23 protein-coding genes are annotated in these 22,666 nt (G+C 38.8%); 21 read left to right on the forward strand and 2 right to left on the reverse strand.

The window, feature by feature from the left end; genetic code table 11:
* Window positions 1-137: 137 nt before the first annotated feature.
* The 20 genes from ACIQ0C_RS24815 (at window position 138) to ACIQ0C_RS24910 (ending at window position 20,250) form a co-directional block, all read left to right on the forward strand.
* Window positions 138-653: a hypothetical protein gene (locus ACIQ0C_RS24815; protein WP_403064997.1), complete on the forward strand. Its 516-nt coding sequence runs from the start codon at window positions 138-140 to the stop codon at window positions 651-653.
* Window positions 654-898: 245 nt separating this feature from the next.
* Window positions 899-2,041, forward strand: coding sequence for a phage portal protein (locus tag ACIQ0C_RS24820; RefSeq protein WP_403065000.1), 1,143 nt, complete (start codon window positions 899-901; stop codon window positions 2,039-2,041).
* Window positions 2,038-2,763: a head maturation protease, ClpP-related gene (locus ACIQ0C_RS24825; RefSeq protein ID WP_403065003.1), complete on the forward strand. Its 726-nt coding sequence runs from the start codon at window positions 2,038-2,040 to the stop codon at window positions 2,761-2,763. The genes ACIQ0C_RS24820 and ACIQ0C_RS24825 overlap by 4 nt, the downstream gene beginning before the upstream one ends.
* Window positions 2,764-2,775: 12 nt before the next feature.
* Window positions 2,776-3,915, forward strand: coding sequence for a phage major capsid protein (locus ACIQ0C_RS24830; RefSeq protein WP_403065006.1), 1,140 nt, complete (start codon window positions 2,776-2,778; stop codon window positions 3,913-3,915).
* Window positions 3,916-3,930: 15 nt separating this feature from the next.
* Window positions 3,931-4,233: a head-tail connector protein gene (locus tag ACIQ0C_RS24835; RefSeq protein ID WP_403065009.1), complete on the forward strand. Its 303-nt coding sequence runs from the start codon at window positions 3,931-3,933 to the stop codon at window positions 4,231-4,233.
* Window positions 4,220-4,588, forward strand: a complete 369-nt coding sequence (locus ACIQ0C_RS24840) for a phage head completion protein (protein ID WP_403065012.1) — start codon at window positions 4,220-4,222, stop codon at window positions 4,586-4,588. The genes ACIQ0C_RS24835 and ACIQ0C_RS24840 overlap by 14 nt, the downstream gene beginning before the upstream one ends.
* Window positions 4,585-4,977 (forward strand): hypothetical protein, encoded by a 393-nt coding sequence (locus ACIQ0C_RS24845; RefSeq protein ID WP_403065015.1) that lies wholly within the window; start codon window positions 4,585-4,587, stop codon window positions 4,975-4,977. Before ACIQ0C_RS24840 ends, ACIQ0C_RS24845 begins: the two co-directional genes overlap by 4 nt.
* Window positions 4,977-5,363 (forward strand): DUF3168 domain-containing protein, encoded by a 387-nt coding sequence (gene gp17 / locus ACIQ0C_RS24850; RefSeq protein WP_258832823.1) that lies wholly within the window; start codon window positions 4,977-4,979, stop codon window positions 5,361-5,363. Before ACIQ0C_RS24845 ends, gp17 begins: the two co-directional genes overlap by 1 nt.
* Before the next feature lie 26 nt (window positions 5,364-5,389).
* Entirely contained in the window at window positions 5,390-6,001 is a 612-nt protein-coding gene (locus tag ACIQ0C_RS24855; RefSeq protein ID WP_403065019.1) for a major tail protein, read from the forward strand.
* A 5-nt stretch (window positions 6,002-6,006) separates the two neighbouring features.
* Complete coding sequence (locus ACIQ0C_RS24860) at window positions 6,007-6,348, forward strand: hypothetical protein (protein WP_403065022.1); 342 nt, start codon at window positions 6,007-6,009, stop codon at window positions 6,346-6,348.
* Window positions 6,349-6,386: 38 nt separating this feature from the next.
* Window positions 6,387-6,734 carry a phage tail assembly chaperone G gene (gene gpG, locus ACIQ0C_RS24865; protein ID WP_403065025.1) on the forward strand — a complete coding sequence of 116 codons (348 nt, stop codon included), beginning with the start codon at window positions 6,387-6,389 and terminating at the stop codon, window positions 6,732-6,734.
* A 38-nt stretch (window positions 6,735-6,772) separates the two neighbouring features.
* Window positions 6,773-6,919, forward strand: a complete 147-nt coding sequence (gene gpGT / locus ACIQ0C_RS24870) for a phage tail assembly chaperone GT (RefSeq protein ID WP_374116811.1) — start codon at window positions 6,773-6,775, stop codon at window positions 6,917-6,919.
* 34 nt (window positions 6,920-6,953) lie between these two features.
* A complete protein-coding gene (locus tag ACIQ0C_RS24875; RefSeq protein ID WP_403065030.1) occupies window positions 6,954-11,342 on the forward strand; it encodes a phage tail tape measure protein in 4,389 nt (1,462 codons plus the stop codon).
* On the forward strand, window positions 11,339-13,009 hold the full coding sequence (locus ACIQ0C_RS24880) for a distal tail protein Dit (RefSeq protein WP_403065033.1): 1,671 nt from the start codon (window positions 11,339-11,341) through the stop codon (window positions 13,007-13,009). The genes ACIQ0C_RS24875 and ACIQ0C_RS24880 overlap by 4 nt, the downstream gene beginning before the upstream one ends.
* A gap of 13 nt (window positions 13,010-13,022) precedes the next feature.
* Window positions 13,023-15,353: a phage tail spike protein gene (locus tag ACIQ0C_RS24885; RefSeq protein WP_403065036.1), complete on the forward strand. Its 2,331-nt coding sequence runs from the start codon at window positions 13,023-13,025 to the stop codon at window positions 15,351-15,353.
* A 92-nt stretch (window positions 15,354-15,445) separates the two neighbouring features.
* Window positions 15,446-18,073: a collagen-like domain-containing protein gene (locus ACIQ0C_RS24890; protein WP_403065039.1), complete on the forward strand. Its 2,628-nt coding sequence runs from the start codon at window positions 15,446-15,448 to the stop codon at window positions 18,071-18,073.
* A 45-nt stretch (window positions 18,074-18,118) separates the two neighbouring features.
* Window positions 18,119-18,559, forward strand: coding sequence for a hypothetical protein (locus tag ACIQ0C_RS24895; RefSeq protein WP_403065042.1), 441 nt, complete (start codon window positions 18,119-18,121; stop codon window positions 18,557-18,559).
* Between the two features lie 73 nt (window positions 18,560-18,632).
* A complete protein-coding gene (locus ACIQ0C_RS24900; RefSeq protein ID WP_403065045.1) occupies window positions 18,633-18,938 on the forward strand; it encodes a hypothetical protein in 306 nt (101 codons plus the stop codon).
* 2 nt (window positions 18,939-18,940) lie between these two features.
* The gene (locus ACIQ0C_RS24905) at window positions 18,941-19,213 is read left to right on the forward strand and encodes a holin (RefSeq protein ID WP_403065048.1); all 273 of its coding nucleotides are present in this window, start codon (window positions 18,941-18,943) and stop codon (window positions 19,211-19,213) included.
* A 56-nt stretch (window positions 19,214-19,269) separates the two neighbouring features.
* Window positions 19,270-20,250, forward strand: a complete 981-nt coding sequence (locus ACIQ0C_RS24910) for a peptidoglycan-binding protein (RefSeq protein WP_403065051.1) — start codon at window positions 19,270-19,272, stop codon at window positions 20,248-20,250.
* Window positions 20,251-20,288: 38 nt separating this feature from the next.
* Here the strand turns inward: ACIQ0C_RS24910 and spoIIP are convergent, their stop codons facing one another.
* Window positions 20,289-21,221: a stage II sporulation protein P gene (spoIIP, locus tag ACIQ0C_RS24915; protein ID WP_403065054.1), complete on the reverse strand. Its 933-nt coding sequence runs from the start codon at window positions 21,219-21,221 to the stop codon at window positions 20,289-20,291.
* Complete coding sequence (locus ACIQ0C_RS24920; RefSeq protein WP_403065057.1) at window positions 21,211-21,750, reverse strand: RNA polymerase sigma factor; 540 nt, start codon at window positions 21,748-21,750, stop codon at window positions 21,211-21,213. The genes spoIIP and ACIQ0C_RS24920 overlap by 11 nt, the downstream gene beginning before the upstream one ends.
* Before the next feature lie 312 nt (window positions 21,751-22,062).
* Between ACIQ0C_RS24920 and ACIQ0C_RS24925 the strand changes: the two genes are divergently transcribed.
* On the forward strand, window positions 22,063-22,374 hold the full coding sequence (locus tag ACIQ0C_RS24925) for a YolD-like family protein (RefSeq protein ID WP_403065060.1): 312 nt from the start codon (window positions 22,063-22,065) through the stop codon (window positions 22,372-22,374).
* Window positions 22,375-22,666: the final 292 nt, after the last annotated feature.

Consider the following 22,666-nt stretch of genomic DNA (forward strand, 5'->3'; position numbering starts at 1 on the left):
GGCGGTTTTCAGAATTTATCAAGGGAAGACTAAAGATTAGTTTATCTAATACATAAAATGTCTTAGTTTGGTTAAATTAAGTTTATGATGCGATGTATATTAAGATTTTGCATCCGAAGCACGCCCGGTGATGATTGATGGGCTGGGGTACTGAACCGGCGGGCCCGCTCGACCTGGTGGACGTCGCGGGTGAGAATGTAGCAGCCCTCTCTCGCCCACAGGATCTTCCCGTCTTTCAACGAGAAGCAGCCCGCCTATCTGAAAGTGCCAGCGTGGCAATCATCCAGAAGGGGAAAGGAGGTTTCATGATGCCCAACGAAGTGAGATTTGTAAGGCTTCAATGCCTAGAAACGGAAGATAATGGAAATGATGAGATCTATATGCATTACAACGGCAGCCATCTGTACCCACAAGGCGCTGACACTGCCGACATCGCAACTGGACAGACGCTGCAAATGGATATGAATCGACGCATCGACGGAGAGGCAATAGTGTCTCTCTTTGATGAGGACGACATCGATGAGGACGATCACCTTGGTACCATCGTTATAAGTGAGTCTGAATTAAATCAAGGACTCCGCTCTCAGACGTTTAACGGAGACGATGCCAACTACATCCTGTTCTATCGAGTGGTGCAGGGGTTTGACGACTAGCTAATTCCCGGACAGCGTTCTAATGATGAAAAAAGCCTTGGTTTTTCCGAGGCTTTTTCCGAAATAATCAGTAGATCACTGATTTTGATTTACATAAATGATAATAAGAGAGCTTTTTTTATTGAATTAACAAGTGCGTTAGTTCTTAGGATTCACTAAAGAAGACCACAATATAAGTGGTCTCTTTTATTTGTTCAAAGATCAACAATAATGTTTAACAAAGCTTTAAAAAAGAAGGTGAGAAATTGGGATTTCTGGATTTAGTGAAAAGCAGAAATAAAGAACTTGAATTTATGTTGGACTTTGATTTAATCCAAGATACGTCCAATAAAATTCACATGAAACAATTGGCAATCCAAACCTGTATTAATATGATTGGTCGCACCATTAGCCAATCGGAATTTTTTGTGAAAAAGGATAAAAAAATTGTGAAGGACGAAATGTATTACCGGCTAAACGTCAGACCGAACCCAAACATGTCAGCAAGCCAATTTTGGCAAACTGTTGTTCACAAACTGATATATGACAATGAATGTTTAATCATCCAGTCCGATACACAAGATTTATTAATTGCTGATTCTTTCACGCGGATTGAGTATGCCCTGGTCAATGATTCATTCAAAGATGTAACGATTAAAGACTATACATTTTCCAGGACATTTCAAATGAGTAATGTTATTTATCTGGAATATAGCAATAAAAAGTTATCGACTTTGTTTGACGGTTTGTATTCTGATTATGGAGAACTGTTTGCCAGGATAATAGAGTTTCAGAATCGCAAGAATCAAATACGTGGGCTTGTTGATGTAGAGGCTATCACTGATAAGTCAGAAAAAGGACATGAAAAATTACAGAATTATATAAACAAAATTTACAATGCTTTTACCTACAAGTCAGTAGCTATTGTTCCACAACAAAAGGGATTTAAATTAGAGGAAATGAAGAATACAACTCAGCTTCAGAGTGTGGATGAAGTCGCCAAGGTAATTGATGGTTTTTTAGATCAGGTTGCCAAAGCTTTAGGCATTCCAGTTTCCTTACTACACGGTGATATGGCTGATGTAGAAAAGCCAACACGAAATTACATGACATTTTGTATTGACCCATTTTTGAAAAAAATCAAGGATGAATTGAATGCCAAGATGATTGATAAAAAGGAATTCCTTGCAGGAAAGAAGATGGAAACTAAACGGGTTTCTTACAGTAATATGTTTGATGTGGCAGCAGCTGCTGACAAGCTCCGGGCCGCCGGCATCTTTAATGGCAATGAATTGCGTGAAGCATTAGGAGCTGAACGAGTGGAGGGAGACGAGATGCTGGACAAGTATGTTATCACCAAAAACTATCAAGAAAGTTCAGAAGCACTTAAAGGAGGTGAGAAAAGATGAAGCATAAAATCAAGGGTGACATTATTAATTGGAATTCAAGTATTTGGGATTTTAACTACTATATGAAGTCAATTAAAGAAGATGAGGATATTGATTTATCCGTTAATTCTTATGGTGGTGATGCCTTTTTAGGAATTGATATTTGTAATACTCTTAAAGATCATAAAGGATTTGTTACAGTAACGATAACTGGAATGGCAGCAAGTGCTGCATCAGTTATTTGTATGGGTGCTGATAAAATTAAAGCTCATGCCAATACAATGCTAATGGTTCACAATGCTCAAACATACGCTATGGGCGATGCTAACAAACTTCGCAAAGCAGCTGATAATGTAGAAAAGGTAAGCCAAGCTGTACTTAAATCATATACCAATCGGGTAGATGAGGATACCATGAAAAAATTACTCGATGATGAAACATATCTTACTGCTGAAGAGGCTTTAAAATATGGGTTGATTGATGAAATTATTGATGCTGAACCAGAAGAAGTTGAGTCTGAAATCTTTGAAAACAAAGCAAAAGAATTTAATAATAAAATATCGGCTTCTGTTGCTCCCAAGCAACCTATCTCTGCATCAACATCAGGCATCGACGAAAACACTTTAAAACAAATGTTTGCTGAACTTAAAAATGAAATTACAAATGAATTAAAACCAAAAGAGATTGTTCCTGATCCTGTTGCATCTAAACAGAACTTGGGCAGTCTCTTTTTAAATTTATAGGGGGAATGGAAAATGACAATAAAATTTAGTAACTTCACTGAGAAAAAACAGGCATTTGCTTTAGCAACACAAGAAGGAAGTGCTGAAGAACAGGCAACAGCGTTAAATAATATGCTTGAGGCACTCGCATCAGACGTCCAGGGGGACATTATGGCGAAAGTTAATACGCATATGGCTGACAACTCAATCATGCAAGCCAGAGGTTCTAATGTACTTACAAGTGAAGAAACAAGATTCTTTAATGTTGTCATTGAAGATGGTGGTTTCAAAGAAAATGCTACTTTACCGGTCACTACACAAGAGCGCATTTTTGAGGACTTAGTACAAGCACATCCTTTATTACAACAAATCGGCATTCAAAATCTTGGTGCTGTAACTGAATACATCTATGGTGATCCTGAAGGTATGGCAGTATGGGGCGAATTATTTGGGGGAATCCAAGGGCAATTAAATGCTACGTTCCGTAAAGAAAAAATCAGCCAACTTAAATTAACAGCATTCATTCCATTATCCAATGACATGCTTAATCTTGGACCAGCATGGGTAGAACGCTATGTCCGTACGATGATTGTGGAAGCTATGACAGTTGGATTGGAACGTGGGTATGTTGCCGGTGATGGAAAAGGCATGCCAATTGGTCTTTTGAAAGACCTAAAAGGTGCCGTTGTGGATGGGGTATATCCAGACAAAGCATCTGCCGGCACTCTTACATTTGAGCCAGGCCGCAAAACAATTGATGAATTAAAAGGCGTTGTGGAAAAACTGTCTATTCGTACAGTCGGAGCGAATAATGAAGAAAGAGTTCGCAATGTGGCCGGAAAAGTTGTAATGGTTGTCAATCCATTCGATAACTTTAGCATTCAAGCTAATGCAACAGTTCAAAACGCTGCTGGTATATACGTGACAAGCCTGCCATTTAATCCAGTTATCACGGAATCCATGTTTGTGCCAAAAGGCAAAGTGGTATTCTTTGTTCGCGGGGAGTACATTGCAGCTATTGGTGGAGCTATGGAAGTGAAGAAATACGATCAAACATTAGCTTTGGAAGATGCTACCCTTTATATTGCTAAGCAATATGCGACAGGTAAGCCGAAAGACAATTATGCATCACAAGTGTACACTCTTGAATTAAATGCACCTGCAGGCGCATAACCGGGGGTGATATGATTGGACATCTCTACTAATTTATTAGAAGAGTTTAAAGAACGCATGCATATTTCCCATACGAGTGAGGACGACAATTTAAAAAGATTGTTGTCCTTTTCTATTTCTGCGATAAAAAGCAGTTGTGGAGAGTTTGATATTAATGGCGAAAAGGATACTGATCAGAGAGCAAAGGAACTTATATTCGAACGTACTCGTTATGCTTACAATGATGCTCTGGAGTATTTTGATGACAATTTCTTAAGTCAAATCACAAGCTTAGGGCTTTCTTTAATACCGGAGGGGGATACTGATGCAGCCGTTTAAATATAACCCACCAAGGGTGAACACAGGAGATTTACGCACTCCCATTACGTTTTATAAGTATGGAGCAAATGAGGGTCCGGAACCTGGTGAGTCTGAAAAAGGAAATCTCTATGAGGCATGGGCCAAAATTGATAATGTATGGCTGAAAGATTTGGAGTTAGCAAAAGCAAATGGGACCTTATCCGATATCACCATCAAGATAAGAGATCCACAGGCCGATTATATTCCCAATAACAAGCATTATCTTTCAATCGATGCTCCTGAATACCGCGACAAGCGATATAACGTCAAACACGTTCAACCTGACTTGCAAAACAAAGATTTTATTACGATTGTGGCGGGGCTAACCGAATGAGTGTGAAATTGACAGGTGAAAAGAAATTGATTGCGGACATAGAAAAACATATAGGGAAATTGAAGATGCAGCAATTAAGTGATATGGCCCTAAAAAAAGGTGCTGAGGTTTTTGTCAGGGAATTAAAAAGTCAGTTTGAATCCTTTAAAGATACAGGTGCCACAATTGATGAAATGACTATTTCCGAACCAATGTGGGTGAATGGTTCCCGTACGATAAAGATTCATTGGAGTGGTCCTAAAAATCGTTATAGGATTATTCACCTGAATGAATTTGGTACAGTAAAAAATCCGAACCCAAAAGGTAAGGGAGCAATAGCCAGAGCCATGAGAAATGCGGAGAAACAATATCGTGATACCATCAAAAGGGTGATAAAGGAGGGAATCTAATGGATATGATGATGGTTATTTACAATGCACTTCTTGCTGATGAGTACATCAAAGAGCAAGCATCTGGGCGCATTAAATTTTACGAATATCCACCTACTGGTGACTTAACCGGACCATACATCGTCATCGATCCGTTAGGCCCTCCACAATCAGCAGATTATGGTGATAACGAGCCCATCACAGACGATTACCTATATCAAATTGATGTATGGACTAAAAACCGGTTAGTGACAAAGGAATTGTCCAGGCGTGTTCAAAAGTCTATGAGATCAATTGGGTTTGGTTATTTTGCTGGCGGTGTGGATGAGTACGATGAGGACACAGGTATCTATCGAGATGCTCGAAGGTATCGAGGCAAGGCTTACACAGAAGAATTCGAGATTTAAAAAACTTAAATTAGGAGTGAAGTAGAATGCCGGAAAAAAGTTATAGATCTTCCACAGGGGTAGATGAATTTTACTATGCAGCGATTGATGAAACAGGGACTGCAGTAACCCTGGGAACACCAGAACGAGTAAAGTTTTTACAAACTATCAGTATTGAAATGCCACAGGAAGCAGTGAGAGCTTATGGTGATAATCAAACGGCTGAAATTGCAGTTTCCAGTGGGAATACGACCATTACATCTGCGTTCCATAAGTTGCCTGATGAAGATAAAGCTGTACTGTTTGGATTGGAGAAAACAGCAGGAGGCTTATATTCTTATGGTTCTAACGACACACCTCCATATGTGGCTTGTGTGTTTGCAAAAACTTATGAAGATGGATCAAAAGAATGGGTAGGCTTAACGAAAGGTATTTTCATGCGCCCGAATATGGAAGGCAAAACAAAAGAAGATGGCGTTGAATTTTCTTCTGAAGAGATTTCTGCTGAATTTATGGATCGTGAAGTTGCTGGCTTCAATGAGGAAAAATCGGTTATTTTTGGTCGGGATGCTAAAGGTGTAACTGTACAGCGTGATGCATTGTTCACTGCAGTATTCGGTAAACCATATCCAGGTACATCAGTACCAGAGGGAGCGTAAGTTAAATGGCTAGAAAAAAACAAGAAGATATAGTAAAAAGTGAAGAAATAGTAGATACAGAGCAGGAAAACAACTTGGAAGATTTTCAAAAATCCGACCAAATAAATGCGGCAGGGGAAGCAGTCGAGATTAGTCAAAATGAACAGGAGTTAAGTGAAGCTCCCAAAAAATATGTTGTTATTCATGATTTTAAAGATTTGAATGACAAAAATATTATTTACATTAATGGTGACATTTACCCTCGACGTGCTGACGCTGTAATTGATGAAGAAAGAATCAAGGAACTTTCTTCATCTAAAAACAAGATTGGCAAACCACTAATCAAGGAAATCAGTGAGCAGGAGTAATCCTGCTTTTTTTTATTAGAAAAGGAGACGTGTTGAAAATGGCTAACTTGAAACGTAATATGATCAAATTGGTGAAGGAAGTAAAAGAAGGAGAAGTCATTACCGAAACATACTTAACACCTGTTTTTATCCCTTTTTCCGTAGTATATGAGGCTGTTGATATTCAAGAAGAAATCGAAAAGGAAACATTAACTGAAAAAGAATTGTTCGATAGGATGATTGATATTGTAGCCAATAAAATTTACAACAAGCAATTTTCGACCCAAGACTTAATCAATGGCCTGCATGCACCCGATGCTGCTCTTATACTTGAAGAACAAATTCTATTCGTCTCACGAGGGTACCAAAATGATGAAACAAAAAAGTATATGGAGAAGAAAGGTTAACGGATGAGGACTTTTCTCCTGCCAAACAAAAGGAATACATGGACAAACTCATCTTTGACTTAGCGAAAAACGGGAAGGACATCAATGAAGTGCTAAATATGCCTTTCCATTTCTTTATTCAAATCCTTAGCGAACAAAATAAGCCGAAAAAAGAAAAGTCCCTAATTGCCGCATTTGGAGGGTAGGGGCTTTTTTGGCATGTGAAGGGAGGGTAAATCAATGGAGAAAATTGAAGGGTTATCAATAGGACTCGGTTTAGATACGTTAAAACTCGATAGTGGATTAACTGATTTGAAAGGTAAATTAAAATTAGTTAATAGCGAAATGAAAGCCAATCTTTCTGCTTTTGATCGTGGCGATAAGTCATTAGAAAAATATGAAACTCGTTTACAAGGTCTAAATAAGAAATTGGAAGTCCAAAAGGCTATTACTGATAAGGCATTAAAAAGCTATGAAAAGATGGTTAAAGAGCATGGTGAAGGTTCCAAGCAAGCGGAAAATGCAGCAAAAGGCTATAACAATGAAGTAGCTTCTTTAAAAAATTTAGAACGCTATGCTGGCAGAGTTGGAGATGAATTAAAAAATCTCCAAAAAGAGCAACGACTTGCAGAATCCGGTTGGGGCAGAATGAACAAGCGATTAACTGTCTTTTCAGGTAAGTTGAGCAAAACAGGGCAAGAAATGAGCGAAGTCGGGCAAGGAATGACCAGCTCATTTGGTGTGGCAACTGCAGCAGTCGGAGGAGGTTTAGCCTTCGCAACAAAAAAGGCTATGGACTTTGAATCTCAGATTTCATCTATGAAGTCTGTTATGTCCCCCGAAGAAGCTGAATCGTTTGGTAAAGAGCTTGAAAATTTGGCCATAACCATGGGTGAGAAAACAAAGTATTCAGCTACTGAAGCTGCCCAGGGTATCGAAGAACTAGTCAAAGCCGGTGTATCTGTGAAAGATATATTAGGCGGTGGATTAGAAGGAGCACTAAATCTAGCAACAGCAGGTACGCTTGAGTTGCAAGAAGCTGCAGAAATAGCCTCCACAGCCTTGAATTCATTTAAAGATGATAACATCACGGTAACACGGGCAGCTGATATTCTTGCAGGTACGGCAAACGCTTCAGCTACAGCGGTAGGTGAAATGAATTTTGCATTGTCTGCAGTTTCAGCAGTTGCAAGTGGTGTGGGGCTCAACTTTGAAGAAACAAGCGCAACCCTTGGCGTATTTGCTCAAAACGGGTTAAAGGGCAGCGACGCGGGAACGTCCCTGAAAACCATGTTGCTAAACCTTTCCCCTCATACAAAGGCGGCGCGGGAGCAGTTCGACGAATTAGGATTATCAGCTTATAACGTTTCAGCAGGATATAAATACTTAGTGGACAAAGGCATAACACCAACAGAAAGAAGCGTCGAGGGCATACAGGCTGGATTAATGGAGCTTGCTAGGCAAGAAGCAGGTGCGGCTGCATCAAAAGCTGACCTAAAAAAAGCCTACGACACTGTTACGGAAGCATCAGGTTTAAATTCAAGCGCGTTCTACAATGAACAGGGCGAAATTAGATCCATGTCTGAAATTGCGGGTATATTAAAGAAATCGTTGTCAGGATTGAATGATGAACAGCGGCAAAATGCTTTAAATACCATGTTTGGATCGGATGCTATCCGAGCAGGTAACATTCTCTACAAAGAAGGCGCTAAAGGCATAGACGGTATGACCACAGCCTTAAATAAGATTAAGGCTTCAGATGTTGCTAAACAGAAGCTTGATAACCTAAAAGGTACCATAGAAGAATTAAAAGGGGCACTGGATACTGCGGGAATAAGCATCGGGACAGAACTTATTCCACCATTAAGAGATCTTGCTGAACATATTCAATCCAGTGTGGAATGGTTCAACAATTTATCGCCATCTATGAAACATACCATTGCCATAGGCGGAGCGTTATCAGTTGTTGTTCTAGGTCTAGGAACTGCAGTTGGTGTTCTTCTATCTTTATTAGGTAGCGCGGCGACAGGAATAAGTGTATTATCTGCAGGACTTGGAAAAGGTATTGGCCTGTTCGGGAAGTACCGAACTCAGACAGCACTGACGAGTACCTCTGTGAATAACCTTGGTAATTCTGCATTAGTTGCTTCCACAAAAATGAATACAGCGAATGTTGCAATGGCAAAGTCCACAAAAGGAATGGGAGCTCTACGAGGCGGTGCTGCAGCCGCAGGCGGGGCCATGACAAGGTTTGGTGGTAAATGGGGAATGGTTGCAGGAGTTGCGACTACATTTTTACCGGAAATATTAAAAGGCGGTAAAGCCGTTTTTGGATTTGGGAAGACTGCCCTTGCTTCTGCCGGTGGTATAGGTACTCTTACAAAAGGACTAGGTGCAGCCCGTCTTGGTGCAGGCGCCCTGGAAGGACCAATCGGATTATTAGCTACCATTGCTATTCCAGAACTCATATCCGGTGGTATAAAGCTATATAAACACATGAAAGAAGAGCAGATCCCTGCATTAAACGATTTTGGCAATAAGGTTTCGGATTCAACAACTAAAGCTGTTTTAGGATACAAGAAGTTGAATGACGATGCTACTGTGCAGTTAAATCTCCTATCCTCTTCAGGTAAAGCAGTTTCTCAAGAAATGGCTGATAACTTGGTAGGTACATTCAGCAAAATGGGCGGAACTATTTCAGCGAGTTTAAAGAAGGATTTTGAAGAGAGTACGACACATATCCAAGGTCTTTTTAAAGAAAGTAACTTGCTTAATGATAGTTATGAACAAGAATTACTTGGGAAAATGGAAACATCTAATCAAGAGAAATTAGACAAACTTCAAAAGTATGAAGCAAGAGTTAAAGAAATCACTGATAGAGCTGTTGCACAAAAACGCGAAACCTCCCAAATTGAAAAGGCAGAGATTAATGCAATAAAACAACAAATGATGGATATGGCCGTTAAAACTTTATCAAATGGCGAAGTTGAGCAACTAGCTATCATGGATAGATTAAAACGGGAATCTGGTAACATCTCAGCAAGAATGGCAGCACAAACTGTAGCTGAGAGTAAGAAAGCTAAAGACGGATCTATTAAAGAAGCAAAAGAAAAATTCAAAAATGTTCAAGCAGCTGCCATTCGTGAACGTGATGAGACAGGCTCAATCTCTTCTGAAGAAGCTGATGAAATAATTAGATTAGCTGAAAAACAGCGGGATAAGTCTATTGAAAAGGCAAAAAAAATGCATCAAGGTGTGGTCAAAGCATCAAAGGCACAAGCGAAAGACCATATTCACGATGTGAATTGGGAAACAGGTGAGGTTCTAACTGGCTGGGACAAGATGTTGGGCGGTGTAAAGAAGGCAGTTGATTGGTTCAAGAAAGTATTTGGACAAGGTAAAACGAAAGATACGCCTTCCTTAACGACCAATAAAAGTGTTGCAAAGCCACCTAAAGAATTAGCGTATGCAAAGGGTACGCCCAAAGGTGGGCATCCTGCTGATGGGATTGCAATTACTTCAGAAAAAGGGCGAGAATTAATACACGACCCTAAAGTTGGTACTTACCTTTCGGGTTCTCTTGGTCCAGAGCTTAGATATCTTTCAAAAGGTACAAGTGTTTTACCAAATGATAAAACTGAAAAACTATTAAAAAGTCAGGGTTTAAATGGGTATGAAAAAGGAACGGGTGACTATTTTGATTGGATGTTAAAAGGACCAAAACACCTTTTAGGAAAAGCTTTTGAAAAGTTCAATTTGAAAGATTCACTAATCCCTAGCTGGATGAACAAATTAACAGGCAATCCAATTAGTTCAATGATAAATTTGGGTGCAGATTGGGTTAAAGGGTTATTGGATAAGTTTACATTAGGTGGCGGAGGTAGCAGTAATAACCCTGTTGGTGCTGGTGTAGAACGTTGGAGAAGTACTGTCATTAAAGCTTTGTCAATGAATGGTTTACCTACATCAAAGGCTTTTCAAGATGCATGGTTACGTCAAATTAAGTCTGAATCAGGTGGTAATCCACATGCAATCCAATCATCAGGAGTAAAAGATGTCAACTATTACTCTGGAAATTTAGCTCGTGGACTCGTCCAGGTGATCCCGCCAACATTTTCCGCATTTTCATTCCCGGGCCATAAGAATTGGAAGAACGGTTTGGATAGCTTGCTTGCAGGTATGAACTACGCTAAAAGTCGATACGGTTCAAATATGCTTGGAGTTATCGGACATGGTCATGGCTATGCCTCTGGGGGTCTGATTAATAATGCTGGCATGTATGAACTAGCAGAGGGTGGTTGGCCTGAGTACGTTATCCCTACTGATCCGAGTAAACGGACAGATGCAATGAAGTTGTTAGCCTTAGCCGGTCGCGAGATACAAGGGAATAAAAGGCCAAATCAGCTGCCTAATATAAAGGGTGGAAGTAGCAACGATTACTCTGCCATTATCAATAAGCAGGAAGAACAAATTAACCTTATGACACAACAGATCCAGCTATTAACACAGCTTGTCTTAAAGGATACTGATATCTATATTGGTTCCAAACAGATATTTGATGCTAACAAGAAAGAAAATGATAAACAAGTTCGCGTTAGAAATATTTTCAAGGGGGTAGCCACCATATGACTTCAGTCATCTTCTGTGGAATTGACCTAGAAAAAGAAATAGGTTTAATAATTAATGAAATCAAGAGACCTGTTACCCCTGAAATCACCGAGACAACTCAAGATGTTCCCGGTATGGTCGGGAGCTTGTTTTTAGGCAATAACTATGGACAGAGAGTTTTTGATATTGAAATTACAATCAAAGCTCAATCTGAATCGGAAAGAGTACAAAAAATTCATCGATTAGCAGAATTGACAATGACGTTTGGTGATGGAGAATTCCCCATGATTTTCGGTCATGAATCGGATATAACTTATTATGGGCATTTTACAAATATCACAATTCCGGAACGGCTTGCCCTTACTCATTGGGCTACATGTACTTTAACTTTTTCTTGTAGTGATCCAAAAGGTTATGGGGAATACGAGACTAATGATATGACCGAAAACCCCACAACTATAACTCCAAACGGTACTGATGAATGCTATCCTACCTTTACTTGTATACCAAAGAAAGACGTTACAAAGATAGCAGTTACCGATGAGGATGGGAACTATGTTTTCTTAGGTTCAGAAGTAGACCCAGATACAGGGAACTCACCGATTGATAAAGAGCCACTAGTACTGGCTGACCCATGTAACACCCTTGCAACTTGGACTAAAATCACTAGTTCAACATTGACCTGGCCCTTAGATAACGGTGTGATTGGTGGAGAGATGACATCATCGCCTAACTCCTTGTTACCAGGTAAAACCAGTGATGGATATGCCAACTTCGGACCTCCAGCCAAAGACAAATGGCACGGACCATTACGTTTACAATGGTTACCTGGTAGTTACAATGATTACCGTGTTCGAGTTAGATTTATTAACCAGCAGAGTTATAACAGGGCGCAGGGTAAAGTTGAGATGTATTTACTAGACGCTAATGGTTCACGTATGGGTAAACTTATGCTTAAAGATAACGGTACTGAGAGTAAAGTAGTATACGCCGGGTTAAAGTTATATGGTTCGACGGATAAAGATTTATATTATGGTCCTGGTACCCTCAAAAGAGGTAAATCTAAAACCCGTACAATCAAGGTTGGTAATGGTACGAAAAAAGTTAAAGAAAAAGGTAAGACTAAAACGGTCCAACTATGGAAAACCGTTAAACTCGATGAGGATTTAGACACTAGTACCTTCACAAACTTCTACGGGTATATAGAGCTAGAGAAAATCGGAAATAAATATCGTTTTAATATAATGAAATTAGACGATAACAGTAATCCAGCATGGAAAAAACCTATCACTCAGACTTGGACAGATACCAAGAATGCATATACTAGAGATCTCGCTGGTGTAGCGTTCTATGTTGCTAAGTGGGACATATACGAAGATACCACCGTACCGGTAACCCATTATAGAAATAACGATATGAGGTTATGCGATTTAAGAGTGTGGAACATTATCGACGGTGGTGACGGTTCAGACTTATCCAAACCTACAGTGATTGCGCGCAAAGGTGATGAAGTCAAAATCAATTGTGAAGACCGAACTATTTATAAAAATGGCGACTTCTTTATGAAGAAACTATATATTGGTAGCGACTTCCCTACGATGAAAGGCGGAATTCCAAAGACCTTTGCGTTTGAACCTGATTTAGCTGACGCTGACTGGTATGTGGAGTATAGACCAACAACCAATTAGGAGGTGATGGTTAATGTATACTATTCTTAACCCAGATTTAGAAGTGGTTGGCATACTCGATATAGAGGGTAAGGGTTGTAAGTTTTATAACGACTTAAGATCCACTAAAATCGCAGATGACCAAGGAAAGATTTGGAGTGACACTTTAACTCTTTCGGTCCCTTACGGATATCGAGAAACTGAATATATGACACAGGGCTATCACCTTCTAAAACAGGGAGATGATGGTTTTTTTTATTGCTATCGAATTATTGAATGGGAAGATGATGTAATTGGCCCAACTCACGTAAAGAATGTAAATGCCATTAACCTGGTGGCCTGGAAACTAGTGCATAAAATTGTTCCGGCAAAGACATTCAGTGCTGCAAGTAGTCAAACTGCATTTGAATATATTTTGCAAGGCACTGGTGTAGAAATCGGAAATATGGACTTTTTTGGTGGAACGAAAACTCTTGAATTTTCTGCAGGCAATAATGCTCAATATTGGCTGGATCAGCTTACAAGCCAGTTCAGTGTTGAAATTCGTGGTTATGTCCAAATTTATAACGGCAAAATTATCCGGGTATTAATGGATATTGTGGAGGAGTTAGGGGAATCAACTGGAAATCGGCTGGAGTATAGTCATGACCTGGTAGGGTTAAAACGCACAGGCAGTGACAACGAAATGTATACTAAATTATTTGTATACGGCGGTACTAATAGCCAGAATCAACTTGTTACTATTGCAAGTGTCAATAATGGTCGCGAGTACATTGTGGATGAGGATGCTAATGACATATTTAACAATGGCGGGCCTTATCTGGAAGGGTACATTGTTAATGATCAAATTCTCAATCCAAGTGGTTTAATGGACTGGGCAGAAGAACAAATAAAGAAATGGAATCATCCTAAATACAATTACGAAGTTGATGTTGCTCACCTCAAGGAAAATCCGAATTTGGGTGACCATATCCAAGTAGTGGATTTCTCTATGCAACCTGAACTGATGATTTCAACCAGGACAATTCAATTAGATGAATCCGAAGCTAATCCACCAAACAATAAAGTCATCTTGGGGGAATTCATTGAAATCCTGGCTGTCACTCCACAGGATATATGGGAATTAAGAGCTAAAGCATCGCAAGCACAGCAAGCAGCAGAAGCGGCTAGAGCATATAAGCTTGATTATTTTACACCCGATGGTACCGATTTCTCTGATGAAACAAGCGAAAAACGTATTATCGTTCGTGTATATTATGGGTCTTTGAATGTGACAGAAAAGATTGCTCCGTCAGAATTCACTTGGCAAAAAATAGATTCAGTTGGTGTCCATGATTTAGTGTGGGAAGAAGCACACGCTGGAGTAGGAAACATCATAACAGTAGGACCTGAAGTTGTGGATTGTACAATTCGTTGTGAAGTCAATGTTGAAGACCTTGAGAACGCAATGACAACTCTATATGCTGAGGAAACTGATGCTGCATACTTTGCCACATTACAAATGGATGCTCCTGAAGGTTGGACTGATTTTAATAAAAGCGTGGCTCAATACGCCCAAGTCGATAATCCAAGGGGTGATATTTATTGGAGTCAGAAGTATTATGGTCCTAAGCTACATAGTGGCGATTCAGCAGCAAATATCGAAAGTTACAACATCACAAGAACTGATATGACCGGAGCAATCAAGGACCGAATGTGGTGTATAAGAGGTGGTCATGGTGCACAATTCGGAATCGAGTATATCAGCGGTAAAATGTGGATTTGGTCTTACTATAGGGATGTTGCTAATAATCAATGGCATGTTGTCAAATTCCCATATACCACTAATAAAGTGTTAGATTGGGGCGACCCTTCGATTGTTAAACTAGTAAAAACTCCATTTCCATATCGAACAAATTTAGATGACCGGAATGGATATGTGTTATTTTGTCAAGGTGTAACTGATCCGGCTATGTATGTATGTAAAAAGAGCGATATTTTAGCAGGAATATTAAAACCTATTTATTCAATGAGGGGTTCAGACGTCGACTTTTTCGGGAAAGAGCAAACGTATCAAAGCGCTTGTTTAGATTTCCCATATATGTATTTCACAAGCGGCGATTTTAGTATGGATCGTGATCAAAAAATTCTTTGGTGCGTCGATGTACGATCAAAAAGTATAGTGTATAGGATTATATATACTTTCGACAAAGGTACGATTCAAGATATAGCTGATCATCATGAGCCGGAAGCAGCCAGTGTTTATTATGATGAAACCGGTAAAAAATGGATTATCCAGGGCTTTGCTTTCGGAAATGAAATAATAGAGAGTAGTATGAGAACAAATCAATTGTTCAGGATTAATGAGCATAAAAGAGGTGAGTAGCTATTCCAAACGTAGGTAACGTAGACATCCAATTTACCAAAAGTGCTAGATATAGTTGGATAAAATACGCCGATGATTCAAGTGGTAATGGAATGTCAGATTCTCCAAATGATAAAAAATATATGGGTATAGCATATAATAAGAAAACATCGGTTAGTAGTAACAATCCAGACGATTACATTTGGAGTTTATTCCAAGGTCCACAAGGAGTCCAAGGACCTAATGGTGCTAACGGTCAACCAACTTATACATGGATTAAGTATGCTGACGATGCCATTGGTACTAACCTGGGTGACGACCCTACTAGTAAGAAATATATGGGGATCGCATATAATAAACTAACCCAGTCTGAATCTACCATTGCTTCAGACTATACTTGGTCGTTAATACAGGGACCGCAAGGTGAACAGGGACCAACTGGTTTACAGGGTATACAAGGTGATAAAGGAGACCAAGGTATCCAAGGGTCCAAAGGCGCTGATGGTTTATCATCTTATACTCACATTGCCTATGCTACAAATTCCACGGGTACAACTGGTTTCTCTGTGAGTGATTCAGCAGGAAAAACCTATATCGGTATGTATGTAGATTCAATTGCAACGGATTCTATTGATCCCTCTAAGTATAAGTGGTCGTTGATTAAAGGTGACAAAGGGGATACTGGTGCTACAGGACCTCAAGGACCAACTGGTTCTACTGGACCTAGGGGACCACAAGGGAGTGCTGGACCGACAGGACCACAGGGTCCGGCTGGACAAACTGGAAGTCAGGGACCTAAAGGAGATACCGGTGAAAGGGGTCCCGAAGCTGACGAGTCTATGCTCTTCGGTAAAAACAGTAACTTCTACGATTGGACAGGGGTGTTGCCTGCGGGATATTCCGGACTAACAGGTACGGCGCCTACAAAGGTAGCTTCAGACAATTCTTCTGGAAATGCTGCTCAGTGGACCGTTGCTGATGGAGTACAGGGATATATAAGTAAATCGGTGACAAACGTACCTTACAGTCAGTACTTGTATCTGGAAGTCACTTTCAAATTAGTGTCTGGAACTATCGATAGCGCTGGTGTTCTTGTAAGAATGGAAGCCACTGCCGATAGCGATACGAGGATAGACTTTAAGAATTACGTTCCTAACCCAGTGTTGAACAAGTGGTATACAATCACAGAGGTTATTAAACTACCATATTCCAGTTCACCAGCAGGATATACAGGTTACACGATTTATCCAATGGGTGCATGGGCTAGTTTCAGACCTATCACAGCTAAGACAATCCAGTTTGATTCCGTTAGAGTACGACCAGCTACAGATGGAGAACAATTCGGTTTTGAAAATGGACTACTAGTTAATGGTTGGGTTAAGACTGGAACGGTAACTATTGACGGTGGAAAGATTGCTGCGGATTCTATCACTTCTACCCAAATCAAAGTAGGTGAACTTTCGGCCCTTTCTGCTAACTTAGGAACCGTTACAGCTGGGGATATTACAGGGGTGAATATTTCTGGTTCGACACTAAAAATATCGAATACTCCAATCTATTCTAATGGGACCACCTTTGTACAAATGAAAAACGGGGAAATCTTTGTAACAGATGTAAACCCGGACACCGTAAACCGCGCGAATGCCGACGATGTTCGCATTAATAGTGGTGCTATATGGATGACGGGCCATGATGCTGCCGGGATCGGAATATATGAATTAGATCTTGCACCAAAATATATTCTATTTACCGAACTTAACACAGATAATACTCTTAAATATCAAACGAATATTAGGGCCGAGTTCTTGGAAAGTCCCAAAGTAACCACCGAGGATTTAACGGTAAATGGTCTGACTAACCTTACCCAACTAAGGGTAGATGGTCCGGTCACCATTACCGGTTATGTTACTATGCCGGGCGGTATCGGTGGGGATATAGATATGCACAATTATAACCTGAACAATGTAAATCATATTACTATCAACGATTACGGCGGTAATGAAGGTATTGAGTGGTTAGGCGGTAGTGGGTGGAAACTGTTTGAGTCGCCGGATGATGCGTCTAATAATACAGGTGCTTTCCAGTTCTTCACCGGGTCTACTAGACGTTTCACAATAGGGACCACCGGTAATGTTTACGCCACCGGTACCATGTTCAGGATTCAAGGGAGTGGTGGAAGTTATGAAGCTGAAGGCAGGTTGTCTTTACTGAATAAAACAGGTTTAACAGAGTTGCATCTAAGTTCTGATTCTACAAGCCCATTCATTCAGTCGCTAAACGTGTACAACCGTACTTATTCCTATGCTGCTAATATGTACGTAACAAGTAATGGAGTAATAGGACGTGCAACTTCCGCCACCAAGTATAAGCTTGAAATCGAGGAATCGGCGGTAGATCCGCATAAGATATTGAACCTAAATCCTAAAACGTGGTATGACAAATCAGCTACGGAGGCCTATGCAGCTACACTGACAGCTGAACAGGCGGGGGAAATAGTGGATTGGGACGAGGTTGATATTCCGGCACTATCAAGGATTCCGGGGCTTATCGCAGAAGATGTTATAGAGGCAGGACTTCCGGAATATGCTTCATACGGCGAATTCAAGGAAGACGGAACACGCGAAGTAGAGGGGCTTATGTATGACCGTCTTTGGACTTTGCTTATTCCTATTGTTCGGGAACATAAGGGAGAAATCGCTTTACTGAAAAATAGAATCGCACAATTAGAAACTGCTGTTTAAATAAGAAATCAATTAAAATTAAAAATTGCCTGGGAGGAAACAACAATGAAACAAGTATTAATCAAAAATATGTATTTACTATCAAGTGTAGAGTTATTATATGGAATGACTTTAAGAGGTAAAGAATCTCGTCATAGATCTAAATTGGTAAGGATTTTAAACGAGAAGGTTAAAGAGTTAGGTGAAAATGAGATTGAATTGATTAAAGAATATACTGGTGTAGATGAAAATGGAAATCCTAAAAGGAATGAACAAGGTGATTTTCATGTTGGTGATGTATTTAAATTTAGAAAAGAGCAGCAAGAATTACTGGAGGAAGAAATATTTATTGAAGGTGAAGGAAACATGGAAATGATTAAAACGGTTAAGGAAATATTATCTAATTATGACCAGGAAATTGGTGGTAAAGAAGCTGATGCTTTTGATTACCTTTGTGAAGCCTTTCGGGTAGATGAAGAAGATCTGGAAGAACAGAAAATAGGATAGGTAAGTCATGTAGGGACCAACAATAGGGGTCTTTTTTTTTATGGAAAAATAAAATCGGCAAGGAGAGATATCCTTGGAAATAGGATTTGGGGTTTTAACAACGGCCATTGGGCTCTTATGCACAGTCACTGGGCTTGTGATTGGATTTTTCACTTTTAACAGGAATAGGGATAACGACGTTAAAAATGATGCTACAGAATCGGCAATCATCAGAACAAAGTTAGATAACATTGGTCAATCAGTTGATTCAATTAGGATTGACTTTAAAGCAAGTGATCAACGTTGGACTGCATTATCAGAAAGAGTAATTCGAAATGAAGAAAGTACAAAACAGGCTCATAAACGAATTGATAAAATTGAAAATAAGGGAGAGATTTAAAAATGGAAAACGAAGTCATGAAACAAGTATTAATTTTTACAACTATATTGGCACCAATCGTAGCAGCAATGGTTCAGGTGGTTAAACAGACGGTTACTTTGCCAAACAATGTACTGCCAATCTTAAGCTTGGTAATAGGTCTGGGAGTAGGTTCAGTTGCCTTTCCCTTCACAGATATGGATATTGTATTAAGGTTATGGGCCGGGGCTTTCGCTGGTCTAGGTGGAACGGGCCTTTATGAGTTAGTTGCCAAAAGAGAAGGAACTTCAAAATAAGCTGCCCATTGGGTGGCTTTTTTGTATGAATTTAAATTAAAAGGAGACGATGGAAAATGACAGTAGTATTGCAAAGGTTATTGGATCGTTCAATTAAAAATATGGGTTCTGGTATGAATTCAGTGGTGAAAGCCTCAGCTTTAGAAATGATTAAGCGTGCCTATAAAGAAGGGATTTACGCACAAATCAGCGCAGGTTATCGCTCCATGGAAGAACAGGCGGCTCTATTTGGCCAAGGTCGTTTTTTTAGCTACAAAGGTAAAAATTATAGCAACCTATCCAAGCCAAAGGTGACAAACGCTTTGCCAGGGCAATCTTTCCATAACTTTGGTGTAGCAGTTGACTATTTCCTTGTAAGTGATGACGGTAAAAATGCCTTGTGGACTATTAACACTAAATGGAAACGTGTAGCTGCCATTGGTAAGGAATTAGGTTTTAAATGGGGTGGCGATTGGACAGGCTTTAAAGATTATCCCCACTTGGAAATGACGGGTGGATTAACCTATTCACAGATGAATGCAGGGAAAAAACCAAGTCTTTCTTTGAAGTTCAATACCGAAAATGAAACTGTTGTTACAGTGCCTCCTAAAACTGAGGTCGCTTCTGAGGTTAGTAAGGATCCATCCAAGAACAAAGGTAAAGGTGATGCTACTATTGTTTCCATTCAAAAAACGTTAAATAGCCGTTATAAAGCTGGTCTTATTGTTGATGGAATTAATGGCCCTAAAACCAAATCATCACTTATCAAAGCTCTACAAACAGAACTCAATAAGCAATTCAATAAAAGGCTAGTTGTGGATGGAAAGTGGGGGGCTAAGACCAAGGCTGCCATCGTCACTGTCCAAAAAGGTGCAAAAGGCAATCTTACATGGATCCTACAGGCTGCACTGTACACTGAAGGATATAACCCTGGATCACTTGATTCTATCTTTGGAAAAGGTACAGAATCAGCATTATCTAAATTCCAAAAAGCCAAAAGGATAACTGCCGATAAGAAGGCAGGCAAAGGTACCTTTACTGAATTGTTTGCAGATTAATAAATAGCCCTTACTCGTATCGAGTAGGGGCTATTTATTTAATCAAGTTCAACTAGTATTTCATCTATAATTTCTGCTAATAATTCAACGCTCCTATTTTCTTCTTCAATTGTATTTTCTACCCCTCCAATTTGAAGGAGGAGTGAGTTCGCAAATAAGTCTTGATTATAAAATTTTTGTTTATAAGCATTTCTTGTTTGTGATACTTTCAGTAAGACTCCCCTAGAAAGTCCAGGATACTTCTTTTCTAATTTTTGATGAAAGAGATTTGCGATTTTTCGGTTTTCTTTAAAATTAGGACTGTTTTCCGATACAACAAATGACACACTGGCTACATCTTTTCCATCTATTCTAACGGTTGTAGCATCTTTTAGTTGAGTATCTCTGTGAATATCTATAATTAATTTTAAATTCTTATTTTTATCAAGAACAGTTTGTACTTCTTTCCCTGAAATATCGTATATGTTTGAGTAATCTAAATCACGGTCACGAACTATTTTGTCAAAATCCGTGGTGCTGTGCAATACATTAATATTTTTTTTCTTTAATTCACTAGTTAGTTCTGCACCTACCATCGTAATATTTTTTTTATTATCTAATGCTTTATCCGGATTTTTATTATTAAGTAACGGCGTAAAGGATTCCGTGGTATGGGTGTGGTAAATGAATACAGAAGGATTTTTATTTGAAGCAGTCATGCTTTCCTCATTATTTTTAGGAATGGCAGACATTACAGTATGGTATGAATTTACAATGTACTGATTTCCTCCAAAAAGGAAAGTCCAGGCAGTTAGCGCCACTGTTGCAATAACTACAGACCAATAATAAGAAAGCTTCTTAATTTTACTTACTTTCCTTATATGATTAGCCTTTTTAACTAATAAGTGTCTTGTATCATTCACAAACTCTGTTCTTGGATTTAAATTCGTAGAGCGTTTAATCTCTTCAAAAATTTCATTATCATTTTGCATTCTCAAAAACCTCCTCTATTGAAAGATTAAGTTTCTTTCTTAATAATTTTAATGCTCTATGGTAATCGACTTTGACTTTTGCTTCGTTACATTGCAATATTGTTGCGGTTTCCTTAATCGAAAATTCATTTATTCCCCTTAGAATGACAATACTTCGATACGTAGGCTTTAATGACTGTATAGCCTGTTGCAATACTTTTGTTCGTTCATTATCTTGTAGAATCTCATCAGGAATTTTCCTATTTGAAACAAGTTGTTTAAAAAAGCTATCTTTAAATACAGCGTAAAATCTTTTTTTTCTGTGGTGGTCAATTGCAGCGTGTTTGGCTATGGAAAGTATCCACGTTTTTAATGTGCATTGCTTGTTAAATTTAGATTGAGATTGTAGTAACCGTATAAAAACATCTTGGGTTAAATCTTCAGCATCGTTTTGGTTCCCAGTAAAACAAATCAAGAACTTATAAACATCTCGATAATACTTGTTATAGATTATCTCGATACTCTCGTCTAAATTATCTTTATCAAGCAAAAATACCCCTCCTTTTTTGTGTTCAATTATTAATCGAATAAGAATCCAAAAAGTTACAATATTTAAGGGAAAAAAAGATATTAATTTAAAATAATTTAGAATTAATTATAAATAGGTGCATAGCGTTGAATTATTTCGAGGGAATAAATTTACTAGTAACAAACCATTCCATAACTTTAATGAACTAACCTGCTTATTTGTTCAAAAAATCAATATTTCTCTTGTCCGAACTTATTAGAGGAAGGAATTTTTTTCTGTCTTTTGTGGGAACGGTTGTTCGTATATAATGGATAAAAAGGAGGGATATTTCGGATGGGTACAATTCGTGATAGAGGGCTTGTTAAATGGCAATCAGTATTGATTATGCCAGAACATAAAGCTTTAAGTAAAAAAATGGGTGAGGTTGATTATTTCTTAAATAAAAAGCCAGTCCTTGATGAATACCAGGTTGAAGAGATTGAAAACAACATTCATTATGCAATGGAATATCATTTACCAATAAGGTTTACATTACATAATGAGGGAAATAATGATTCATCATGGGATTCCTTTATTAATTTTTTTATATTAGATTTCATTTACATCATCACTATAAAACATTCTCAAGGTGATTATACATGGTAACAATAAAAAAATGATTACTTATGCTCTTAACCGAATTTTAGTGTATGTATTAAATTCGAAAAGGGAATTAACTTGATAATAAGAGAGGGGCAACGGTCGCTGATGATCGGTGGACCAATAAAAAACAGTAGGTGATCACCCAAATATATTTGACCACCAACTGACCACATAATAATAATTCAAAGGTGAAAAAACTTAATAGAAATTTGTATATTGGTTATATAAAACCTTATTAAATCAACCAATATGAATCAGTCTGAAAAAGTACGAAAGGCAAAGATATGTTTAGAAC

Origin of the sequence: Peribacillus sp. NPDC096448 (assembly GCF_044762675.1) — a bacterium.
In the GTDB taxonomy this organism is placed as follows: Bacteria; Bacillota; Bacilli; order Bacillales; family DSM-1321; genus Peribacillus; species Peribacillus frigoritolerans_B.